This is a genomic window from Micromonospora violae (genome assembly GCF_004217135.1).
Taxonomy (GTDB): domain Bacteria; phylum Actinomycetota; class Actinomycetes; order Mycobacteriales; family Micromonosporaceae; genus Micromonospora; species Micromonospora violae.
This window is the reverse complement of record NZ_SHKK01000001.1, coordinates 4,365,873-4,383,105: the sequence shown is the minus strand read 5'-3', so window position 1 is coordinate 4,383,105 and position 17,233 is coordinate 4,365,873. Positions and strand designations below refer to the sequence as shown.

Here is a 17,233-nt window from a genome sequence, read left to right as displayed (position 1 = left end):
GACGGCATACTTCGGTCATGCGCCACGGGAGGCTGTGCTGAACCCGGAAACTGGCCGGCCGACCGTCGCGGTCGTCGAGGCGTACGCCGAACTGGCGCATCGGGTGCTCGCGGGCCCGGCGCGGTTGGGGCGGACCCGGCTGGTGGCTGTCGACGGGCCGAGCGGCGCGGGTAAGAGCCGGTTCGCCGCGCACCTCGCGGATGCCCTGGCGGGGCCGCTCGGCGGCCGACCGCCGGTGGTGCACACCGATGACCTGCTCGACGGGTGGGACGACCAGGTCACCTTCTGGCCCCGGCTCGACAAGGAGGTGTTCGCCCCGTTGCGCAACGGGGAACCGGGCGCCTACCGGCGGTACAGCTGGGTTCACCAACGTTTCCTGCCCCGGCCGGTGCCGGTGCCGGTGGCACCGGTGCTGGTGGTCGAGGGGGTCAGTGCCGCCCGCGCGGTCGTCCGGCCGGAGGTGACGCTTGCCGTGTTCGTCACCGCGCCCGCGCCGCTGCGGCTGGCCCGCGCGGTCGCCCGGGACGGGCTGGAGATCCTGCCCGAGCTGCGTCGCTGGCATGACGGGGAGCGGGCGCACTTCGCCGTCGACGAGACCGCGACCCACACCGACCTGGTGGTGGATGGCGCGCCGACGCTGCCACACGACGCGGACCGGTACTACGTGCGCCTGCGCTGAGCCGGGGGCATGAACGTCTGAGCGGGGGCACGGACGTCTGCGCCGAGGCATGGACGTCGGCCACCGACTGCGGCACGATGCGGGGAGCTACGGCGAACGGGGAGCCACCATGACGGCAGCGGACGCACCAGCGCGGCGCAGGATCACCCTCACCGGCATCAGCTCGCGGGCCTGGGAACATCCGGCCGACCGGGGTGCCCTGGTCGCGTTGCGGGAGCTGCGTGGTTTCGACGACGTCGTACGTGCGTTCTTCGGGATGTGGAACGAGCGGGGTTTCCGGCTGTCCGTGCTCGCCTCCGGCATCCGGGTCGACCACCGGCAGTACCCGGCGGTGTGGCAGCGCTACACCGAGGCTGCGGCGGCGCTCGACGTGGCCGAGCTGCCCGAGCTGTACGTGACCCAGTCGCCCTGGTTGGGCGCCGAGGCGGTCGGGCTGGAGCGGCCGTTCATCGTGCTGAACTCCGCGTGTGTGCAGCAACTCGACGAGGACGAGCTGCGCTGTCTGCTCGGCCACGAGTTGGGGCACGTGGGCAGCGGACACGCGGTCTACAAGACCATGCTCATGATCCTCACCCGGTGGGCGGCCAACCTGAGCTGGTTGCCGGTCGGCGCGATCGCGCTGCGGGCCATCATCGCCGCGATGCTGGAGTGGTGGCGCAAGGCGGAGCTCTCCGCCGACCGGGCCGGCCTGCTCGCCGGGCAGGACCCGGCGGCTGCGCTGCGCCTGTTGATGAAGCTGGCCGGTGGCGGTGACCTGTCCCAGGTCGACACCACGGCCTTTTTGGAGCAGGCCGCCGAGTACGCCGGCGGCGGCGATCTGCGCGACAGCCTGCACAAGATCAGGATGACCGCGTGGAGCACCCATCCGACGCCGGTGGCGCGGGCCGCGCAGCTGCGCCAGTGGATCGACTCCGGGGCGTACGGGCGGGTGCTGGCCGGGGACTATCCGCGCCGCGAGGACGACAGCTCGACCAGCGTCTCGGAGGAGATCAAGGCGGCTGCCGAGTCGTACCGCGAGGAGTTCAGCCGGTCCACCGACCCACTGGTCGGGTTGCTGCGCCGGCTGGGCGACGGAGCGAGCGACGTCGGCGAGTGGGTGGGCGGCACCGCCGGTCGGGCCCGTTCCTGGATGGGCGCGGCCACCGAGGCGGCGGGCCGCGCGCACCGCGCCGGACGGGCCGCCCCCGGCGCGCGGGCCGGCGCCGGCCCCACGGACAGCGGTGACGGTACGGGCTCCGCCGGCACACCCCGGTAAGGCCGGCATACGATGCCGGTCATGACCTCACCGATCATGTCCGAGTCCGAGGTGCGGGCCGCCGTCGAACGGGAGATGCCCGGCGTCCGGGCCGACCTGGAACGCCTCGTCCGTATCCCTGGCATCGCCTTCGAGGGCTTCGACCATTCGCACGTGGAACGCTCCGCCGAGGCGGTCGCCGAACTGCTGCGCGGCTGTGGGCTGGACGTCGACATCGTGCGATCCGGCGGCCAGCCGGCGGTGATCGGCCGTCGGGCCGCCCCGCCCGGCGCTCCCACCGTGCTGCTCTACGCCCACCACGACGTCCAGCCGGTCGGCGACCTGTCGCTGTGGGAGTCCGACCCGTTCGAGCCGGTGGAACGCGACGGGCGGCTCTACGCTCGCGGTGCCGCCGACGACAAGGCCGGCATCATGGCTCACATCGCGGCGCTGCGCGCGTACGGGGACGCGCTGCCGGTCGGCGTGGTCCTCTTCATCGAGGGTGAGGAGGAGTACGGCTCCGACTCGCTGGAGCAGTTGCTCGCCGAGCACCGCGAAACCATCGCCTCCGACGTCATCGTGATCGCCGACTCCGGCAACTGGGACATCGGCGTACCGGCGTTGACCACCTCGTTGCGGGGCATCGTCAACTGTTTCGTCGAGGTGCGCACGCTGGACCACGCGGTGCACAGCGGCATGTTCGGCGGGGCCGTGCCGGACGCGCTCACGGCGCTGGTCCGGTTGTTGGCGACGTTGCACGACGACGCCGGCGACGTGACCGTGGAGGGGCTGGTCGGCCGGGAGGGCGCGACCGTCGACTACCCGGAGGACCGGGTCCGGGCCGAGGCCGGGCTCGCCGAGGGCGTGCAGTTCATCGGCACCGGCCGGATCACCGACCGGCTCTGGACGAAGCCGGCGTTGGCCATCCTCGGCATCGACGCGCCGTCCACCGGTGAGGCGCCGAACGCCCTGGTCCCGGCCGCGAAGGCGAAGCTCAGCATCCGCCTCGCCCCGGGCGACGACCCCAAGCGGGCGTACGCGGCGCTGCGCGCGCACCTGGAGCGGCACGCGCCGTGGGGCGCGCAGGTGACGGTCACCTTCGAACACGACGGTGACCCGTGTGTGATCGACGCGTCCGGGCCGATGTTCGACGCCGCCCGCGCGGCCTTCCGGGCCGCCTGGGACGGCACCGACCCGGTGGACATCGGCGTCGGCGGTTCGATCCCGTTCATCGCCACCTTCCAGGAGATGTTCCCGAAGGCGGCGATCCTGGTGACCGGTGTGGAGGACCCGCACGCCCGTGCGCACGGCCCGAACGAGAGTCTGCACCTGGGGGAGTTCGCCCGGGTCTGCCTCGCCGAGGCGCTCCTGCTGAGCAAGGTGGCGGCCGCCGGCAGTTAGACATCAAACCGGCAACTTTGGGTCTGATCTGGGAGTTCACGGCGTGTCGGACGGCTGCTTGTTATAGCCTTTCGTACATGAGTACGAACGAGGTGATGGCCCGGTTGGGGGCCGCTGTCAGCGCGCTGGGAGACGTCGACGTCTCCGCGTGGTCCGAGGACACGCTCAACGAACAGCTCGGTGAGCTCTCTGCCGCACTGGTCGCCCTCGACTCGGTGCTCTCCCGGGTCGCCGGCGAGGTCCGCGCCCGAGGGTTGCGCATCGAGGAGCCCGTCTCCGCCTGAACCCGTCGTCCGCGTCAGCGGGCGGCACCCCGCCGACACCGCCCGAGCACGGCAATGCCCGGGCGGTGTCGGCGGTGACTGGCAGGATGAGCTGCGTGCGGTTCATCGATCTGGCAGCCACCTCGGCGGCCGTCGGCGCCACCAGCGGCCGGCGGGCCAAGGTGGAGCTGCTCGCTGACGCGTTGCGCCGGCTCGACCCCGACGAGGTGGAGCCCGGCGCCGGTTATCTCGCCGGTGAGCTGCGTCAACGGCAGACCGGGGTCGGTTACGCGGGCCTGCGTGATCTGCCGCCACCAGCCACCGAGCCGTCGTTGACCGTGGCCGCCGTGGACGCGGCCATCGGCGAGATCGCGGCGGTGCACGGCTCGGGCTCGCAGGCCCGGCGTCGGGCGCTGCTCGGTGCCCTCTACGCGGCGGCGACCATCGACGAGCAGCGCCTGCTCACCGGTCTGTTCACCGGCGAGCTACGGCAGGGCGCCCAGGCCGGGCTCCTCGCCGACGCGGTGGCCCGGGCCGCCGACGTGCCGGTGGCGGCGGTTCGCCGGGCGCTGCTGCTCGCCGGTGACCTCCGGGCCGTGGCGGTGGCCGCGCTGGCCGGCGGTGCCGCCGAGCTGGCCGGGTTCGGTCTCCAGGTCGGCCGGCCGCTGGCGCCGATGCTCGCCCAGAGCGCCCCCTCGGTCGACGAGGCGCTCGTCGCGACCGGCACGCCGGCGGTGGTCGACGTGAAGCTCGACGGCATCCGCATCCAGGTGCACCGCTCCGGCGCCGACATCGCCGTCTTCACCCGCAGCCTCGACGAGATCACCACCCGGGTGCCGGAGGTGGTCGCCGCGGTCCGCGCCCTACCGGGCCGGGAGATGGTGCTCGACGGCGAGGCGATCGGCCTGGACGAGACCGGCCGTCCCCTGCCGTTCCAGCAGACGTCGAGCCGGGCGGCCCGACGCACCACCCCCAGCACCACCGGGCGCACACCGGTCGCCCCGGCGGTGCTCGCGGCCGCCGCCACCACGGGCGCGACGGTGCTCACCCCGTACTTCTTCGACCTGCTGCACCTCGACGGCCAGGATCTGATCGACCTGCCCGGCCGGGACCGGTGGGCCGCCCTCGCCGGTTCGGTGGATTCGTCACTGCTGGTCGGGCGGATGGAGGTCGACGATCCCGAGCAGGCCGCCGCCGCGTTCGCCGCCGCGCTCGACGCCGGGCAGGAGGGCGTGGTGGTCAAGGCACCGGACGCCCCCTACGACGCCGGTCGGCGCGGTGCCGCCTGGGTCAAGGTCAAACCCCGGCACACCCTCGACCTGGTGGTGCTCGCCGTCGAGTGGGGCAGTGGCCGACGCAAGGGCTGGTTGTCCAACCTGCACCTGGGCGCCCGTGACGAGCGCACCGGCGAGTTCGTCATGCTCGGCAAGACGTTCAAGGGGCTCACCGACGAGCTGCTGCGCTGGCAGACCGAACGGTTCCTCGACCTCGCCGTGGAGCGCGGCGACTGGGTGGTCCGGGTCCGACCCGAGCAGGTGGTGGAGATCGCCTTCGACGGGGTGCAGACGAGTTCGCGCTACCCCGGCGGGGTGGCGCTGCGGTTCGCCCGGGTGGTGCGCTATCGCGATGACAAGTCCGCCGCCGAGGCGGACACCATCGACGCGGTCCGTGCCATCCACGCCGGCCGGGTGAGCGGCGGCTGACGGGGCGGGGTCAGGCGGACGCGGTCGGCGTCGGCTCGGCGGCCCGGTCCAGGGGAGCCTCGGTGGTGCCGATGCCGGCGGCCCGGCGCGCCTCCCGGCGTGCCACCCAGCCGTAACCGAACAGCGCCATCACCGCGAAGAGCCACCACTGCACGACGTAGCCGAAGTTCTGCCAGTTGTTGGTGTGCCCCACCGGCACCGCCTTGAACAGCGGATCGGCCGCCGGGGTCTGCTCGTCGAGCAGCAGGTACGCGCCGTAGACCGGGTAGGGCAGCTCGGCGGCCAGCCGCGACACCCCGATCCGCCGGATCTCCAGCACCCCGTCACGTCGGGTTGCCGCACCCGCGCCGCTCTCGGTCTCGTGCACCCGACCGATCACTGTCACGTCGCCGGTCGGTACGGCGGGCACCGACGGCTGGGCGGTCGCCCCACCGGGTGCCGGCGGAATCCAGCCCCGGTCCACCAGCAGCGCCGTGCCGTCGGTCAGCACCAGCGGGGTGAGCACCTCGAAGCCGACCCGGCTGTCCACCGTCCGGCCACGGACCAGCACGGTGTTCGTGGGGTCGTACCGGCCGGTGACGGTGACCCGGGTCCAGACCTTGTCCTCGGCGGGGGCCGGACCGGTCGTCCCCGCCCCGCCGGTGGGAGCGCGCAGCGCGTCGGCGAGCGGTGCGGGGGTCATCCGCTGGCCCGCGTCGATCCGCTCGTTGACCTCGGTGCGCCCCCGGTAACGGTCCAGCTGCCAGTTGCCGAGGAACACCATGACGGCGGCCGCGACCAGGGTCAGCGCGAGAGCGCCCAGCCAGCGTGGGCTCAGCAGGAACCGGTACACGGCACCGAGGTTACTCGTATGACCGGCGCCACTGACCTGGACCGGGCCGGAGCGGGCCGGAACCGACGTCCGGCGGCCCGGCCCTGGCCGGGCCGCCCGCCCCGGTTGGCGGTGCTCGCGCCTCCAGCCGGGCGGGTATCGTCACGCCGACGGATCGGCATTGGTCGTCCCGTCGCGTACCCGCCCCCGCTCGCGAGGAGTCGATGATGACCGTCGTGCCGCGCCTGGTGCTCAGCGCGCCGTCCTCCGGGCACGGGAAGAACGCGCTGGCGATCGGGCTGCTCGCCGCCCTGGCCGAACGCGGGGTCGATGTCGCCGGGTTCAAGCTCGGGCCGGACCACGTCGACGCCGCCTACCTCGGCCTCGCCTCCGGTCGGCCGGGTCGGGTGATCGACCCCCGGCTGGTCGGCGTCGACCGGCTCGCCCCGCTGGTGGCGCACGGGGCCGCCGGTGCCGGGCTCGCCCTGGTGCAGGGCAGCATGGGCCTGTACGACTCGGTCGGCGCCCGTCCCGAGCAGGAGTCCACGGCCGCCGCGGCCGCCGCGCTGCGCAGCCCGGTGGTGCTCGTCGTCGACGTGGCCGCGATGGGTCAGTCGGTGGCGGCCCTGGTGCACGGTTTCCGCTCGTACGACGAGCAGTTGTGGCTCGGCGGGGTGATCCTCAACCGGGTGGCGTCGTCGCGGCACGAGGCGATGCTGCGCGAGGCGTTGGACGACGTGGGTGTGCCGGTCTACGGCGCGCTGCGTCGCCAGGACCTGCCGGCGGTGCTGCCGTCGCGGCGGCACGGTGTGGCACCGGTGGTCGACGGCTCGGCCGACGCCGTCCGCGCGGTGCGCCGGCTCGGCGAAGCTGTCGCCGCCACGGTCGACCTGGAACGACTGCTCGGCCTGGCCCGCTCCGCCCCGCCGCTGCCGGCACCGGCGTGGTCTCCCGAGGAGGCCCTCGGCGCGTTCACCCGCCCGGCGAACCCCCCGTTGGTGGCGGTGGCCGGTGGGCCGGGTGGCAGCTTCAGCCACCCGGAGACCACCGAACTGCTCCGGGCCGCCGGCGCCGAGGTCGTCGTCGTCGACCCACTGCGCGACGAGGCGCTGCCGGTCGGCACCCGCGCGCTGGTCGTCGGCGGCGCGCTGCCCGAGGCGTACGCCGAGCAGTTGTCGGCCAACCGGCGACTCTGCATCGCGGTGGCCGAGTTGGCGCGGACCGGGCGTCCGGTGATCGCCGAGGGTGCTGGGCTGCTCTGGTTGGCCCGGGAGTTGGACGGGCTGCCGATGTGCGGGGTCCTGGACGCGGTCGGCGTCAGCCGGGACGGGGTGGTGGCCGGCTACCGGGAGGCGACCGCCCAGACCGACAGCGTGGTCGCCGCCACCGGCACGGTGCTCGTCGGGCACAAGGCGCACCGTGCGGTGCTCACCCCCCGCGCTGGTCAGCGCCCGGCCTGGAGTTGGGACGGCGGCGCGCCGGAGGGCTTCGTCTGGCGCAACGTGCACGCCTCGCAGCTCACCCTGCACTGGGCCAGCCACCCGACGACGGCCGCCCGGTTGGTCGCTGCGGCGGCGGCCGACCCGACGAGCGAGGTGGTGCCCGCCCAGCCCGGCGAGGTGTCGGTGTGATCGGTCAGGTGGCGGTGCGCCGGTTCCCGGCGTTGACCGTCTCCACCCCGCGTACCGAGGTGCGTCAGCTCACGGCGGCCGACGCGGCGGCGGCCGGGGAGATCTTCGCCGACAAGCTGACCCGGCGTTGGCTGCCGCTGCCCGATGACTCCGGCCCGATCGACGGGCTGGCCTGGTGCACGGATCTGGCCCGGCAGCGGCGCGACAGCGGCGACGGCGACCACTACGCGGTGCTCCGGCGGGAGGACGACCAGGTGGTGGGCTCGCTGTGGACCCGGCGCACCGACTGGGGCGCCCGCCTCACCGAGATCTCCTACGCGATGGCGGCATCCGCGCGGGGCTTCGGCCTCGCCGCCGAGGCGGTCGACGCGGTGGCCATCGCGCTGATCCTGGAGCACGGCTTCCAGCGGGTCGAGCTGCGGGTGGCGCCCGGCAACCTGGCCTCGCGCCGGGTCGCCGAGAAGGCCGGCTTCAGCTACGAGGGTCTGCTGCGTAACGCCGGGTTCGTCAGCGGCGGCCGGGTGGATCTGGAGCTCTGGTCGTTCGTCGCCGCCGACCTGCGCTGAGCTGTGCCGGCTCTTTCGCCGGTCAGCCGACGATGGCGTCTGACGGTGGGGTGAACTGGCGGGTCGGCGTGCCCTTCAGGCCGTCGCGCAGGGTCTCTGAAACCGCTGCGATCGGAATCTGGGACTGCCCGTCACCGACCGCGTTGAACGGATTGTCCGGGTCGGAGATGAAGCTCGCCGCGGCCAACTCCGGGGTGTAGCCCACGAACCAGGCGGACCGGGTGCTGTCGGTCGTACCGGTCTTGCCGGCCACCGGGCGTCCGACGGTGCCGCGCACGCTGTCCGCGGTGGACCAGCCGCCGCAACTGCCGCGCGCCGGGGTGTCTCCGGTGGGGCAGCGGGCCGCGTCGGTGGCCGCCCGTGCGGCGTCCGCGCTGACCACCTGCCGGCAGCGCGGCTTGGCCACCTCGCGGTGCAGTCCGCCCGGGGTGGCGTACGTGGCGGGCGTGCCGTCCCGGTTCATGATCGCTTGCACCGGGATGGCCTCGCAGTAGCGGCCGTCGGCGGCGATGGCGGCGTACGCGTTCGCCATTTCCAGCGGGGTGGCGTCGGAGACGCCCAGGGTGAACGCACCCCACTTCTTCGCCTTGGCTGGGGACGCCTGTTCCCGGTCGACGTCGGTGCGCCACCGCAGCCCGAGTTGCTCGGCCAACCGGACCGCCCGGTCCGCGCCGACCTGCTCCTCCAGCCACACGAAGTACGTGTTGACCGATTTGCCGAAGCCGGACCACATGGTCTGCTGGCCGGTCATGGCCCCGCTGGCGTTGGAGGGCGCCCAGCCGTCGTACACCGACGACTTGTAGCGGTAGGGCGCGTTGAAGGAGGTGGAGAGGGTCATCCCGGAGTCCAGCGCGGCCAACATCGGGAACATCTTGAACGTCGAACCGGCCTGGTAGCCGGCCAGGTCACCGCCACCGAGCAGCGGTGCCACGGTGTTCGGGTAGTTCGCCTTCACCTTCGGGCCGGCCTCGGGGTTGGAGCTGGGCGGGTTCTCGTCCAGGTCCAGCGAGTACGTCCGGTTCACCGCCATCGCCTTCACCCGCCCGGTGCCCGGTTCGGAGACCACGATGCCGTTGGCGAACGGGCTGCCGGTGGCGTCCTTGGCGCCGACGCTCTTCTCCGCCGCCGCCTGGATCTTCGGGTCGAGGCTGAGCACGATCCGGTAGCCGCCACGGCGCAACTTGTCCATCCGCTCCAGCCGGTTCGCCCCGAACGCGGGCTGCGCGCTCCACCAGTTCTTCAGGTAGTCGCAGGCGAAGCCCCAACTGTTGTACTTCTCCGTCACCGCGGCGCAGTCGTGCGGCGGGGTGGTCAGCTTGAGTCGGATCGGCTCGGACTTGGCGGCGGCGGCCGAGTCGGGGGAGAGGTAGCCGAGTTGGCTCATCCGGTCCAGCACGTAGTTGCGCCGCCCGGTGGCCTCCTTCTGGTCGGAGTCGGCCGGGTCGTACTCGGACGGGGACTTGACCAGGCCGGCGAGGGTGGCGGCCTCGACCGGGGTGAGGTCCTTCGGGGTCTTGGAGAAGAAGATCTCGCTGGCCGCGTAGATGCCGTACGCCCGGTGCCCGAAGTACGCCGAGTTCAGGTAACGCTCCATGATCTCTTCCTTGCTCAGCTCCTTCTCCAGGTCCAGCGCCATCCGCATCTCCTTGACCTTGCGCAGGCTGGTCTGCTGGGTGGCTTCCTGGACCTCCTTGGGCGTGGTCGCGCTGTCCCGCAGGGCCATCCGGACGTACTGCATGGTCAGCGTCGATGCGCCCTGGGAGACTCCGCTGGAGCGGGCGTTGGAGACGAAGGCGCGGGCGACGCCCTTCGGGTCGACGCCGTGGTGCTGGTAGAAGCGGGAGTCCTCGGCGGCCACGATCGCCTGCTGGATGTTCGGCGACATGTCCGACAGCTTCGTGTACTGCCGGTACTCCTCGTAGAACATGGTCAGCACGGTCTTGCCGTCGGGGGCGTAGAGGTACGACGTCTCGGCGGGCAGGGCGGTTCTCAACACCCTGGTCTTCTGGTCGACGGCGTGCGCGGTGGCCTTCGCGCCGAGCCCGGTGAGGGCGACCAGTGGGTACGCGGCGGCGGCGATCACGATTCCGGCGATCAGCCCGGCGCGGAGGAGAGGGACGAGTCGACCAACGGCAGTAAGGGGTCGGTTGCTCACGTGGTCAAGTTATGACATTTCCGATTCGTACATGAGAAGAACTCTTAAACCGGCGAGTGGTGACGCGGCTTACGCCGAGATCGGCTGTCCCACCGGCCACCTTCCCGGCAGGATCGCGGACATGCCCGATCAGCCGAGCACGGAAGCCCCACTCACCGGGGCCGAGCCGGACCTCGCCCACCACGGCGACGCGGAGGCCACCGCCGGTCTGATCGACCTCGCCGTCAACGTCCGCCGGGCGCGGCCTCCCGCCTGGCTGGCCGACCCGATCGCCGCGACCCTGACCGACCTGGCCCGCTACCCCGACCCGACCCCGGCCCGGGCGGCGGTCGCCGGCCGACACCGCCGTCACCCGAACGAGGTGCTGCTCACCGCCGGCGCCGCCGAGGGCTTCGTGCTGATCGCCCAGGCGCTGCGCGGCGTACGCCGTCCGGTGGTGGTGCACCCCCAGTTCACCGAGCCGGAGGCGGCACTGCGGGCCGCCGGGCACACCGTCGATCGGGTGCTGCTGGACCCGGCCGACGACTTCCGGCTCGACCCGTCCCGGGTGCCCGCCGACGCCGACCTGGTGATGATCGGCAACCCGACGAACCCGACCTCGGTGCTGCACCCCGCCGAGACGGTGGCCGCGCTGGCCCGCCCTGGCCGGGTGCTGGTGGTCGACGAGGCGTTCGCCGACACCACAATCGCCGCCGGGCACCCCGGCGAACCGGAGTCGCTGGCCGGACGCCGCGACCTGCCCGGCCTGGTCGTGGTGCGCAGCCTCACCAAGACGTGGGGTCTGGCCGGACTGCGGATCGGCTACCTGCTCGGCGCCCCCGAGCTGCTGTCCCGGCTGGCCGCCGTCCAGCCGCTCTGGGCCGTCTCCACGCCCGCGTTGGCCGCCGCCTCGGCCTGCGCCAGCGCCGTCGCCGTCCAGGCCGAACGCGCGATCGCCGCCGATCTCGCCGCCGATCGCGACCACCTGGTCGCGCGCCTCAGCGACCTTCCCGGGGTACGCGTCGTCGGCCGCCCCGCCAGCGCCTTCGTCCTGCTGCACCTGCCGGGCGCGACAGCCATCCGGGCCGCCCTGCGCGAGCGCGGGTGGGCGGTGCGCCGCGGCGACACGTTCCCCGGCCTCGGCCCGGACTGGCTGCGGGTGGCGGTACGCGACCGAAACACCACCGACGCGTTCATCGACGTGCTGCGCGAGACCATGGAGGCATGATGCTGGAGACCACGATCGCGGCGATCCGCCCGGCGGACGAAGCGGCCATGGCCGCCGCCCGCGAGCTGCACGGCCGGCTGACCAAGCCGGCGGGCTCGCTGGGTGCGCTGGAGGAGCTGTCGGTACGCCTCGCCGGCCTGGCCGGGGCCTGCCCGCCACCGTTGCCTGAGCCGGCCGCTGTGGCGATCTTCGCCGGCGACCACGGGGTGCACGCCCAGGGGGTGAGCCCCTGGCCGCAGGAGGTCACCGCGCAGATGATCGGCAACTTCCTGGCCGGCGGAGCGGTGGTCAACGCGTTCGCCCGGCAGGCCGGTGCCTCGGTCACCGTGGTCGACGTCGGCGTGGCCACCCCGCTGCCCACCGACCCAGCCGTGTCCGACGCTGCTGTGTCCGACGCTGCTGTGTCCGACGTGGCTGTGTCCGACGCTGCTGTGTCCGACGTGGCTGTGTCCGACGCGGCTGTGCTCGACCCGGCTGTGCCCCGACTGGTTGTCGCGTCCGTCCGCCGGGGCACCCGCGACCTCACGGTGACCGCCGCGCTCACCCGGGACGAGGCGCTGGCGGCGGTGCGGACGGGCATCCGGATCGCCGACGAGCTGATCGACGCCGGCGCCGGCATCCTGCTCACCGGGGACATGGGCATCGGCAACACCACCCCGGCGGCGGTGCTGATCGCCGCGTTCACCGGCGCCGACCCGCTCGACGCCACCGGCCGGGGCACCGGGGTCGACGACCCGACGTACGCGCACAAGGTGGCGGTGGTGCGGGCCGCGCTGGCCCGGCACACCCCCGACCCGGCCGACCCGTTGGGGGTGCTGGCCGCCGTCGGTGGCCTGGAGCACGCCGCGCTGGCCGGGCTGATCCTGGGGGCCGCGGCCCGCCGCACGCCGGTGCTGCTGGACGGCGTGATCGCGGTCTCGGCGGCGCTCGCCGCCGCCGCGTTCGCCCCGGCGGCGGTCGACGCCATGGTCGCCGGTCACCGCTCGGCCGAGCCCGGTGCCACGGTGGCACTGCGCCACCTCGGCCTCGACCCGCTGATCGACCTGGGGCTGCGCCTCGGTGAGGGCACCGGCGCGCTGCTGGCGTTGCCCGTGGTCACCGGCGCGGTCCGGGTGCTGCACGAGGTGGCCACCTTCGACTCCGCCGGGGTGGCCGAGAAGTGACCACCGGCAATGAACCGGCCGTCCGCCTCGGTGGTGCGGCATGACCTCCAATCCGTACCCCCTGGGTCTGCGGCTCGACGGGCGGCGAGTGGTCGTCGTGGGTGGCGGCGCGGTGGCCACCCGGCGGGTACCCGCGCTGCTGGACGCCGGTGCGGACGTCCTGCTGGTGGCCCCGGAGCTGACCCCGGCGCTGCGTGCCCGGGTCGACGCGGGCCGGCTGCACTGGGTTGCCCGCCGGTTCGAGCCAGCGGACCTGGACGGCGCGTGGCTGGTCCAGGTGGCGATCGACGACCCGATAGCGGCGGCGTCGGTGAGCGCCGTCGCCGCCGAGCGGCGGATCTTCTGCGTCCGGGCCGACGACCGGACCGCCGCCACCGCCTGGACCCCGGCGGTGACCCGGCACGGCCCGGTCACCGTGGCGGTGCTCGGCGGCGGTGACCCCCGACGGGCGATGACCGTCCGTGACGCGATCCGCGACCTCCTCGCGGTCCGCCTGGCCGCCGACGGGACCGCGTCGACGCACCGCCGGCCGGACGCCTCAACCGGCAATGCCGCGATGCCTGGCACGACCGTTCCGATCGGGACTGCGCGGAAGACCGGGGCTGCCGGGTCGACCGGGACTGGCGGGCGGCGGACCGGGCGGGTGGCGCTGGTCGGGGCGGGGCCGGGAGACCCGGAGTTGATCACCGTGAAGGGGTGGCGGCTGCTCACCGAGGCCGACGTGGTGGTCGCCGATCGGCTGGTGCCCGGGTTGCTCCTCGACGAGTTGCGTCCGGACGTCGAGTTGGTGGACGCCTCGAAGATCCCCTATGGCCCGTCCCGGGCTCAGGAGGAGATCAACCAGATCCTGGTCGACCGCGCGCTCGCCGGTGCGTTCGTGGTGCGGCTCAAGGGCGGCGACCCGTACGTCTTCGGGCGCGGTGGCGAGGAGTTGCTGGCCTGCGCGGCGGCCGGTGTGCCGGTGACCGTGGTGCCCGGGGTGACCAGCTCGATCGCCGCGCCGGCGGCGGCCCGCATCCCGGTGACCCACCGGGGGGTGGCGCACGAGTTCACAGTGGTCTCCGGGCACCTGGCACCCGACGCGCCGGCCTCGCTGGTGCGCTGGGACGCCCTCGCCGGTCTGCGCGGCACGCTGGTGATCCTGATGGGTCTGAAGAACCTCGCCGCCATCACGGCCACCCTCATCGCCCACGGCCGCTCACCGCAGACCCCGGCCGCGGTGGTCCAGGAGGCCACCACCGGCACCCAGCGGGTGCTGCGCTCCACGCTCGGCGAGGTCGCCGCCGACCTGCTCACCGCCGACCTGCGCCCACCCGCCGTCGTGGTGCTGGGAGACGTGGTGAATGCCCTGGACAGCTGATCGGCGACCGAACACGGCGGCGACTCGTCCGGCGGTGGACCCGAGTCTCATTGAGGTCTTTGCCGTGACGTGCCGTCAGTCTGGGTGAAGAGTCATCGACTAGTGGGTCTGTTCCGACCGTGCTGGCGACCCGATCGGGCATGGGAGGGCGCTGGCGGGGTAGATCTTGGACACTTCCGTTACGCGCTAACGGAAAGTGTCCAAGATTGCCAGCTGCGGCGGGGTAAGAACCGGCTAAGAACATCCCGGTCCGCCTGCCATTCGGCGGGGCCTGGTGGCTGCCGGTCAGTCCTCGTCGGCTGGGCTGGGGCGGTTCTCGGCGATCCAGGCTCGCACGGATTTGCCGTCCCACACACGGCCGCGTTGTCCCGGTAGCCGTGGTGACCGGGAAGCGGCGTCAGGCACCCGAGCCTGAGCGACGACAGGGCCGGAGCGCAAGCGCTCCGGCCCTGTCGTACGTGCTGTCGACTACTGCTTGAGCATGTTGTCCAGCAGCAGGGCGCAGCGGATCAACCCGAGGTGGCTGTACGCCTGCGGGTGGTTGCCCAGACCGCGCTCGGCGAGCGGGTCGTACTGCTCGGGGAGCAGGCCGGTCGGGCCGGCGGTCAGCACCATCTGCGCGAACAGTTCCTCGGCGTCGGTGCGGCGGCCGGTGCGCAGGTACGCCTCGATCAGCCACGCCGTGCAGATGTGGAAGCCGCCCTCACGGCCGGGCAGACCGTCGTCCCAGTGGTAGCGGTAGACGACCGGGCCGCTGCGCAGGTCCGCCTCGATCCGAAGGACGGTGGACAGGAAGCGCGGGTCGTCGCCCGGGAGCAGGCCGGAGAGCCCGATCCAGAGTGACGAGGCGTCCATGTCCTCGTCTCCGTACGCGACGCTGTACGCCTCGACGTCGGAGTGCCAGCCGTGCTCCAGCACGTTGGCGCCGATCCGGTCCCGCAGGTCCTTCCACTCGGGCCGGTCCTCGCCGCCGTGTTCGCGCATCACGTGCAGCGCCCGGTCGACTGTCATCCAGCACATCACCTTGGAGAAGACGTGGTGCCGGGGTGGCAGCCGGGCCTCCCAGATGCCGTGGTCGGGCTCGTGCCAGCGGCGACGGACCGCCTCGACCATGTTCTCCAGGACCCGCCACTCGTCGTCGCGGACCGAACCCCGGGCGTCGGCGACGGCCGCGATCAGGTCGGCGATCGGGCCGAAGACGTCCAGCTGCAACTGGTGGTTGGCGAGGTTGCCGACCCGGACCGGACGGGAACCGGCGTACCCGGGCAGCGTGTCGATGACCGCCTCGGCGCCCAGCTCGTAGCCGTCGATGGTGTAGAGCGGGTGCAGTCGCTCCGGGTGCCCGCCGGTGCGTTCGATGCAGCCGTCCACCCAGCGCAACAGCGCCTCGGCCTCCTCGACGGAGCCCAGGTCGACGAGCGCGCGGGCGGTCAGCGCGGCGTCGCGCAGCCAGCAGTAGCGGTAGTCCCAGTTGCGGACGCCGCCCAGCTCCTCGGGGAGCGAGGTGGTCGCCGCGGCCAGGATCGAGCCGGTTGCTTCGTGGCAGAGCCCGCGCAGGGTGAGGGCGCTGCGCGCGACCAGGTCACGGGCGGTGGACGGCAGCCGCAGCGAGGCCACCCAGTCCTTCCACGGCTGCTCGGCGGCGGCCTGCCGCTCGTGGATCGGCACCCGGTGGTGCTCCAGGCTGTGCGTCCCGAAGCGCAGCTCCAGCACGACCTGCCCGCCGGCGGCGGAGAGGTCGACGACCGCCTTCGCGGTCTCGTACCCGCCGTCGTTGCCGACCTCCCACTGCACGCCGGGGGAGTAGAGCGCGACCGGCTCGTTGGAACCGAGCACCAGCAGGCCGTCGCCGAGTGGCTGCAACTGGACGGCCACCTGGCCGAACTCCGGCCTCGGCGCGAACTCCACCTTGGCCTTGCCGCTGCCGGTGAGCACCCGGACCAGGGTCGAGTCGCCGGTGACGACGACCGGGCCGTCCGGGGTGGTCTCCTTGGCCGGCTTGTCCAGCCAGTCGGTGACGGTGAGCCCGGACCAGCGGGTCTCCACGGTCATCGTGCCGGAGCGGTAGCGCTGACCCAGCGGGATGCCGCCGCGTTCCGGGGTGATGCTGAAGTGGCCGGCCGGGCTGCCGCCGACCAGGTCGGCGAAGATCGCCGCCGAGTCCGGCTTGGGGTGGCAGAGCCAGCTCACCTTGGCCTCGGGGGTGAGCAGAGCGACGGTACGACCGTTGGCCAGCATCGAGTGCCGTTCGATCGGCACCGCCCGCTCGCCGAACAGCCAGTGCCGGCGGGTCTCCAGCAGCAACCCCAGTGCCCGCGCGGCCTCCAGCGGGTCGGCCACCCGGTAGCCGGCCTGGGTGTCACCGGGGCCGATCTTGATGCCGAGGTCGGGACCGTGCAGGTTGCCGAACGCGTTCTCGTCGGTGATGTCGTCACCGATGAACAGCACCGCGCTGGCGGCGAGCTGGGTCCGGAGCTGGTCGACCGCCGTGCCCTTGTGGGTGGCCACGACGGACAGCTCGATGACCTCCTTGCCCTGGGTCACCGTGACGCCGTCGAAGGTGGCCGGGCCGTTGAGCACCGCCTCGATGGCGGCGGCGGCGACCTGCGGGTCGATCCCTCGGGTGTGCATCGCGACGCTGGCCGGTTTGCGTTCCAGCCGGACGCCCTGGTGCTCGGCGGCGATCTCGCGCAGCGCGTTGCGGACCTGGGTGCGTACGGCGACCAGCTCGGGGGAGAGCCGCTCGACGAAGCCGATGTCGAATTCGGAGCCGTGGCTGCCGACGAGGTGCACCTCGCTGGGCAGCCGGGAGAGGGCGGCCAGGTCGCGCAGCGCCCGACCGGAGACCACCGCCACGGTGGTCTGCGGCAGCGCGGCGAGCGCGCGGACCGCGGCTACTGACTCGGGCAGCGGGACGGCCGTGCTCGGGTCCTCCACGATCGGCGCCAGCGTGCCGTCGTAGTCGCAGGCGACCAGGAGCTGGGGGACCCGGGCGATTCGGCCGATGGCGGCGCGCAACTCAGGGTCCATGACCCCGGTGGCGATCGCCGCCCCATCGTT

General features: G+C 73.2%; 13 protein-coding genes. 10 read left to right on the top strand and 3 right to left on the bottom strand.

Translation table 11 applies throughout. The annotated features are described in order from the left end of the window. Positions 1–34: 34 nt before the first annotated feature. The 5 genes from EV382_RS19380 (at position 35) to EV382_RS19360 (ending at position 5,280) form a co-directional block, all read left to right on the top strand. The gene (locus tag EV382_RS19380) at positions 35–679 is read left to right on the top strand and encodes a uridine kinase family protein (protein WP_244236761.1); all 645 of its coding nucleotides are present in this window, start codon (positions 35–37) and stop codon (positions 677–679) included. Positions 680–788: 109 nt separating this feature from the next. Continuing rightward, positions 789–1,934, top strand: a complete 1,146-nt coding sequence (locus EV382_RS19375) for a M48 family metallopeptidase (protein WP_130403880.1) — start codon at positions 789–791, stop codon at positions 1,932–1,934. A 36-nt stretch (positions 1,935–1,970) separates the two neighbouring features. After that, positions 1,971–3,314, top strand: a complete 1,344-nt coding sequence (locus EV382_RS19370) for a dipeptidase (RefSeq protein WP_208758638.1) — start codon at positions 1,971–1,973, stop codon at positions 3,312–3,314. A 77-nt stretch (positions 3,315–3,391) separates the two neighbouring features. Then, positions 3,392–3,598 carry a hypothetical protein gene (locus tag EV382_RS19365; RefSeq protein WP_030333429.1) on the top strand — a complete coding sequence of 69 codons (207 nt, stop codon included), beginning with the start codon at positions 3,392–3,394 and terminating at the stop codon, positions 3,596–3,598. Between the two features lie 86 nt (positions 3,599–3,684). Further along, complete coding sequence (locus EV382_RS19360) at positions 3,685–5,280, top strand: ATP-dependent DNA ligase (protein WP_244236973.1); 1,596 nt, start codon at positions 3,685–3,687, stop codon at positions 5,278–5,280. A 10-nt stretch (positions 5,281–5,290) separates the two neighbouring features. On the opposite strand, the gene EV382_RS19355 is transcribed toward EV382_RS19360, so the two are convergent. Next, the gene (locus EV382_RS19355; RefSeq protein ID WP_130403874.1) at positions 5,291–6,112 is read right to left on the bottom strand and encodes an SURF1 family cytochrome oxidase biogenesis protein; all 822 of its coding nucleotides are present in this window, start codon (positions 6,110–6,112) and stop codon (positions 5,291–5,293) included. 206 nt (positions 6,113–6,318) lie between these two features. Here EV382_RS19355 and EV382_RS19350 point away from each other — a divergent pair, with 206 nt between their 5' ends. Further along, positions 6,319–7,722, top strand: a complete 1,404-nt coding sequence (locus EV382_RS19350; RefSeq protein WP_130403872.1) for a cobyrinic acid a,c-diamide synthase CobB — start codon at positions 6,319–6,321, stop codon at positions 7,720–7,722. Beyond that, positions 7,719–8,288, top strand: coding sequence for a GNAT family N-acetyltransferase (locus EV382_RS19345; protein WP_130403870.1), 570 nt, complete (start codon positions 7,719–7,721; stop codon positions 8,286–8,288). The genes EV382_RS19350 and EV382_RS19345 overlap by 4 nt, the downstream gene beginning before the upstream one ends. A 22-nt stretch (positions 8,289–8,310) precedes the next feature. Here the strand turns inward: EV382_RS19345 and EV382_RS19340 are convergent, their stop codons facing one another. Next, positions 8,311–10,443 (bottom strand): transglycosylase domain-containing protein, encoded by a 2,133-nt coding sequence (locus EV382_RS19340; RefSeq protein ID WP_130403868.1) that lies wholly within the window; start codon positions 10,441–10,443, stop codon positions 8,311–8,313. Between the two features lie 121 nt (positions 10,444–10,564). Between EV382_RS19340 and cobC the strand changes: the two genes are divergently transcribed. The 3 genes from cobC to cobA are packed head-to-tail and all read left to right on the top strand — an operon-like array spanning position 10,565 to position 14,173. Then, entirely contained in the window at positions 10,565–11,650 is a 1,086-nt protein-coding gene (gene cobC, locus EV382_RS19335; RefSeq protein WP_130403866.1) for an Rv2231c family histidinol phosphate aminotransferase CobC, read from the top strand. Further along, positions 11,647–12,813: a nicotinate-nucleotide--dimethylbenzimidazole phosphoribosyltransferase gene (locus EV382_RS19330; protein ID WP_425271910.1), complete on the top strand. Its 1,167-nt coding sequence runs from the start codon at positions 11,647–11,649 to the stop codon at positions 12,811–12,813. The genes cobC and EV382_RS19330 overlap by 4 nt, the downstream gene beginning before the upstream one ends. Before the next feature lie 40 nt (positions 12,814–12,853). Further along, positions 12,854–14,173, top strand: coding sequence for a uroporphyrinogen-III C-methyltransferase (cobA, locus tag EV382_RS19325; RefSeq protein ID WP_130403864.1), 1,320 nt, complete (start codon positions 12,854–12,856; stop codon positions 14,171–14,173). Between the two features lie 468 nt (positions 14,174–14,641). Here cobA and otsB read toward each other — a convergent pair whose 3' ends face one another. Next, positions 14,642–17,203, bottom strand: coding sequence for a trehalose-phosphatase (gene otsB, locus EV382_RS19320; protein ID WP_130408997.1), 2,562 nt, complete (start codon positions 17,201–17,203; stop codon positions 14,642–14,644). Positions 17,204–17,233: the final 30 nt, after the last annotated feature.

Bases quoted from the DNA above. Each gene is read 5' to 3' on its own strand.
- cobC (WP_130403866.1), top strand. From the start codon at position 10,565: ATGCCCGATCAGCCGAGCACGGAAGCCCCACTCACCGGGGCCGAGCCG.
- EV382_RS19350 (WP_130403872.1), top strand. From the start codon at position 6,319: ATGACCGTCGTGCCGCGCCTGGTGCTCAGCGCGCCGTCCTCCGGGCAC.
- otsB (WP_130408997.1), bottom strand. From the start codon at position 17,203: ATGGACCCTGAGTTGCGCGCCGCCATCGGCCGAATCGCCCGGGTCCCC.
- EV382_RS19370 (WP_208758638.1), top strand. From the start codon at position 1,971: ATGTCCGAGTCCGAGGTGCGGGCCGCCGTCGAACGGGAGATGCCCGGC.
- cobA (WP_130403864.1), top strand. From the start codon at position 12,854: ATGACCTCCAATCCGTACCCCCTGGGTCTGCGGCTCGACGGGCGGCGA.
- EV382_RS19330 (WP_425271910.1), top strand. From the start codon at position 11,647: ATGATGCTGGAGACCACGATCGCGGCGATCCGCCCGGCGGACGAAGCG.
- EV382_RS19365 (WP_030333429.1), top strand. From the start codon at position 3,392: ATGAGTACGAACGAGGTGATGGCCCGGTTGGGGGCCGCTGTCAGCGCG.
- EV382_RS19360 (WP_244236973.1), top strand. From the start codon at position 3,685: ATGAGCTGCGTGCGGTTCATCGATCTGGCAGCCACCTCGGCGGCCGTC.
- EV382_RS19375 (WP_130403880.1), top strand. From the start codon at position 789: ATGACGGCAGCGGACGCACCAGCGCGGCGCAGGATCACCCTCACCGGC.